The sequence below is a fragment of the Phenylobacterium sp. genome (assembly GCF_031412415.1).
Classification (GTDB): Bacteria; Pseudomonadota; Alphaproteobacteria; order Caulobacterales; family Caulobacteraceae; genus Phenylobacterium.
On the sequence record NZ_JANOCX010000140.1, the window covers coordinates 1 to 3,956 of the forward strand.

Annotated in this window: 3 protein-coding genes and 1 pseudogene; all 4 read left to right on the plus strand. The window is 70.5% G+C overall.

Annotation, left to right across the window (positions count from 1 at the left end; genetic code table 11):
* Window positions 1-988: flagellar motor switch protein FliM (gene fliM / locus RMO04_RS06830; protein WP_309644038.1), on the plus strand; the 988-nt coding region annotated here is incomplete at its 5' end.
* Complete coding sequence (locus RMO04_RS06835; protein ID WP_309644039.1) at window positions 985-1,509, plus strand: DUF6468 domain-containing protein; 525 nt, start codon at window positions 985-987, stop codon at window positions 1,507-1,509. The genes fliM and RMO04_RS06835, both read left to right, overlap by 4 nt.
* The gene (locus tag RMO04_RS06840; protein ID WP_309644040.1) at window positions 1,506-2,366 is read left to right on the plus strand and encodes a MotE family protein; all 861 of its coding nucleotides are present in this window, start codon (window positions 1,506-1,508) and stop codon (window positions 2,364-2,366) included. Before RMO04_RS06835 ends, RMO04_RS06840 begins: the two co-directional genes overlap by 4 nt.
* Before the next feature lie 6 nt (window positions 2,367-2,372).
* A pseudogene (locus RMO04_RS06845) lies at window positions 2,373-3,956 on the plus strand (endoglucanase); the annotation flags it as partial.

The window sequence follows — 3,956 nt, forward strand, 5'->3', positions numbered from 1 at the left end:
CGGCGCTGAGCGGATCCTGAACCAGGACGAGATCGACAGCCTGTTGGGCTTCGACCTTTCCGACGAGGAAGCCGCGGAGCGCTCGGGCATCCGGGCGATCATCAACTCGGCGCTCGTCTCCTACGAACGCCTGCCGATGCTCGAGATCGTCTTCGACCGCCTGGTGCGGTTGATGACCACCTCCCTGCGCAATTTCACGTCCGACAACGTCGAAGTCAGCCTCGACAACATCTCGTCGATCCGGTTCGGCGACTATCTGAACTCGATCCCGCTGCCGGCCATCCTCTCGGTGTTCAAGGCCGAGGAGCTGGAGAACTACGGCCTGCTGACGGTCGACTCGAACCTGATCTACTCGATCGTCGACGTGCTGCTGGGCGGCCGTCGCGGCACCGCGGCCATGCGCATCGAGGGCCGGCCCTACACCACCATCGAGCGCGTGCTGGTCCAGCGGATGGTCGAGGTGGTCCTGGCCGACGCCAAGCAGGCCTTCGAGCCCCTGACGCCGGTCACCTTCACCCTGGACCGGCTGGAGACCAATCCGCGCTTCGCCGCCATCGCGCGCCCCGCCAACGCCGCCATCCTGGTGAAGCTGCGCATCGACATGGAAGACCGGGGCGGGCGCATCGAGCTGCTGCTGCCCTACGCCACCCTCGAACCCATCCGGAAGATGCTGCTGCAGCAGTTCATGGGTGAGAAGTTCGGCCGCGACAACATCTGGGAAGGCCACCTGGCCACCGAACTCTGGACCACCCAGATGGAGGTTCGAGCCGTCCTCGACGAACAGCAGCTCAGCCTGCGCGAGGTCCTCGATTTCAAGGTCGGCGACACCCTGATGCTGAACGCCACGCCCGACAGCCAGATCGAACTGCGCGCCGGGTCGATCCCGCTGACGCGAGGCCGCATGGGTCGCCGCAACCACCACATCGCCGTCCGGGTGGACGGTCCGCTGTCGCCCCACGCCAAGAAAGCCATTTCGAGGGTCAAATGAGCATCATCGCCATCGGCATGAACCTGATGCTGGCCGGTCTGCTGACCGCGGCCCTATTGATGGGTTACCGGCTCAACGGTCGCCTCAAGGCCCTGCGCGACAGCCATGACGGTTTCGCCAAGGCCGTCGCCGAGCTGGACACCGCCGCGGCCCGCGCCGAACAGGGCCTGGCCGACCTGCGCGCCGCCACCGACGAGGCCCACGACGCCCTGGCCGACCGCATCGCCAAGGCCCGAGACCTGACCGCCAAGCTGGATCGCCAGCTCCAGAACGCGCCGCAAGCCTCGGCCCGTGTCGAGCCGCTGCGCGGCCGCGACCGCGAGGACCTGGAGCTGGGCGATGTCGAGCGTGTGACCCACCGCCTGGGCTCGCTGCTGTCGGCGGCCCGCCAGCCGCGTCCGGAGCGCGAGCGTCCCGCCCGCGCCGCCCTTGCGCCGATGCGCGAGCGCCCCCGCTTCGACGACGACCTGTTCGACATGGACGCCGAGCCTGCGCCGCGGCGCGCCGGAGGCGCCCGATGAAAAACATGCCCCGCATCCTGCCCCTGGTCGGCGTCGCCATCGCCGGGGTGATCGGGATCAACGCCGTGGCCGGCGCCCAGTCGTTGCCGGACATGCTGTCGGGCGCGCGCGCCTTCGCCGAGGAGGCCGCCAAGGGCGTCAAGGAACCGCTGTCCAAGGATGCGCCCAAGGCTGAGACCGGCGTGGCCAAGGACGCCGCGGCAAAGGTCGCCCTGCCGCCCCCTGGCAAGCTGCCGGCCGTCTGCGCGCCCACGGCCGCCGAACTCGCCAAGGAGGCGGGCCTTTCGCCGGCCGAACTGCAGGTGCTGCAAAGCCTCGGAACGCGCCGGGGCCAGCTGGACAAGCGCGAGCAGGACATCGACGTCCAGCTCGCCCTGATGGCCGCCGCCGAAGCCAAGCTCGACGCCAAGATCAAGTCGCTGACCGGATTGAAGGGCGACATCTCCGGGCTGATGGTCCAGGCCAACGGCAAGGAACAGGCCGAAATCGACCGCCTGGTGAAGGTGTTCGAAAACATGAAGGCCAAGGACGCCGCGCCGCGCCTGGTCGGGCTGGACGACGCCGTGCGCGTGCCCATCGCCGCCAAGATGAAGGAACGCTCGCTGGCGCCCATCCTGGCCGCCATGCCGCCGGCCGAGGCGCGCAAGCTGACCGAGCTGCTGGCCAGGCGCTTCAGCGACGTAAAGAAGGTCGCCGAGGCCGCGAACGCCACCGCCGATGCCGCCGCGGCGGGGGTCAAGACGCCCGCCCTTCCAGCCAAGGCCCCGGCAAAGCCCGCCGCCAAGCCCGCCGCCCAGGCCGCGGCCGATCCGGCCAAGACCGCCCCGGCCGCCGCGGCGCCGGCGCCGAAGGCCTAGCGGCCCGTGCGCCTGAACCAGGCCCTTCGCTCGACGGTGGCGGCCATCGCCATCGCCAGCGTCGTCGCGCCTCCGGGCATGGCGGCGCCAGCCAAGGCCGTCGCGCCGCGTGGCCCCTTGGAGGTCCACGTCGCCCAGGCGCGGGACTTCTCACGCATCGAGTTCCACTGGTCAGGCGGCGGGCGCGCGGTTAGCCGCCGAGACGGCCAGAAACTGACCCTGAAGTTCAACCGCGACGCCAATCCCGACATCGCGCGGCTGAGGGTCAATCCCCCGAAATGGCTGAAGACCGCCGAGGCCAAGCGGTCGTCGGGCGGCGGCCTGGAGCTGGTGCTGACCCTGGCCGACAACGCCGACGCCAAGGTCGGCGTGGACGGCGGCGTCACCTACGTCAATCTGTTCGAGAAGCCGCCCGCCCCCGAGGTCGTGGCTCCCGCCGAAGTCGCCGTCGCTGAGGCCCCGCCCGAGCCGCCGCGCGCCAACCCGGTCCCGGCCGGCGGCGTGGTGCGCATGGAGGCCAAGGTCGGCGGCGGTCAGGTTCAGTTCAGCTTCCCCTGGGCCAATCCCAACGGCGCGGCGGTCTTCCGGCGCGGCGACGCCATCTGGGTGGTGTTCGACGCCCCGGCGAAGCTGGACGTCTCCAGCGCCCCACGCGGTCTACGCCACTTCAACGGCATGCAGGCCATGACCGGGACGACCTACTCGGCCGTCCGCATCTCGGCGCCCGCCACCACGCCCTTCTTCGCCTCCAGCCAAGGCGCTGTCTGGACTGTGACCCTGGGTCCCGGCGCCCAGGGCCAGCAGGCCAGCATGATCCGCATCGCCCGCGACCAGGCTGGTGGCCCCGCGGGCCTCAAGGCCGCCGTGTCGGGGATCACCGGGACGCTGGTCGTCTCCGATCCCGTGGTGGGCGACAGCCTGCAGGTTGTGACGGCGCTCGGCCCCACCAAGGGCCTGCCGTCCCGCCGCGAGTTCGTGCAGATGGCCCTGCTGCCGTCGGCCCAGGGTCTGGCGGTCGAGTCCTATGTGGAAGACCTCGCGGTCCGCCGCGATGGTGACCTGGTTCAGATCGGTCGACCCCAGGGTCTGGCCCTGTCGCCGGCTTCGGCGGGCGTCGAACGCGCCGCCGCGGCGCTGGGCGCGCCGCAGGCCGCGAGCATGCCGGGCCTGATCGACGCCACCTGGAGCAAGACCGGCTCGGGTGGGTTCCTGGCCCGCTATAATGCCCTGCTGTCGGCCTCCAACGAAGAAGCCGCCAAGGGCAAGGACGCGCCGCTGGCCGCGCGCATGGCGCTCGCCCGCTTCCTGGTCGGCTCCGAGCTGTCCTTCGAAGCTATCGGCGTGCTCAACGACGCCCTTCGCCGTCATCCCGAACTCGCCGACGATCCGGAATTCCGGGGCCTGCGGGGCATCGCCCGCGTCCTGGCGCGGCGCTACAAAGAGGCGGAGACTGACTTCTCCGCACCCATTCTCTCCGACGATCCGTCCAGCGCCCTGTGGCGCTCCTACATCGCCGCCCAGCTCGCCCAGTGGCCGGAGACCCGCACGCAATTCTCCAACGGCGCCGAGGCGTTCAACCAGTTCTCGCCC

Coding starts and splice junctions, on each gene's coding strand:
- RMO04_RS06835 (WP_309644039.1), top strand. CDS start 985: ATGAGCATCATCGCCATCGGCATGAACCTGATGCTGGCCGGTCTGCTG.
- RMO04_RS06840 (WP_309644040.1), top strand. CDS start 1,506: ATGAAAAACATGCCCCGCATCCTGCCCCTGGTCGGCGTCGCCATCGCC.